This window comes from Achromobacter sp. D7-1 (assembly GCF_059760445.1).
This window is the reverse complement of record NZ_JCBAMT010000179.1, coordinates 1-419: the sequence shown is the minus strand read 5'-3', so window position 1 is coordinate 419 and position 419 is coordinate 1. Positions and strand designations below refer to the sequence as shown.

Sequence of the window (419 nt, the reverse complement as noted above, 5' to 3'; positions counted from 1 at the left end):
TCGGACGCGCCCGCGGCCAGGTTGGTGAGGCGCCGCTCGGCCCCCGCCGAGCCTATGCTCACCTCGCCCACCGGCGCTGCTCCAGCCACCGCCGCCGTACCCGACCGGTATGCAGACGTGGCCAGCGTCGCGCCATTGGCGACCGCGTTGGCGCCCAGCGCCACGCTGCCCGCATGGCTGGCCTGGGCATCGCGGCCCAGCGCCAGCGCGTCGTCGGCCGTGGACCGCGCGTTGTAGCCCAGCGCCGTGCTGCCGGGGTTCTGGGCGTAGGCATCGCTAGGCGTCAGCCCATGCTCATTGGTCCGCGCATAGCGGATGCCCAGGCCGTTGGCGTCCGTGTATGCCACGCTCGTGTCACCCGTCAGGTTCGCCAAGGTGCCACCGAGGCTGGTGAGCGTGTCGCCCAGCGTGGTCACGGT

Annotated in this window: 1 pseudogene; it reads right to left on the bottom strand. The window is 72.8% G+C overall.

Features of this window, described 5'->3' with window-relative positions:
• Positions 1-419: pseudogene (locus AC6LKD_RS32670) on the bottom strand (adhesin); the annotation flags it as partial.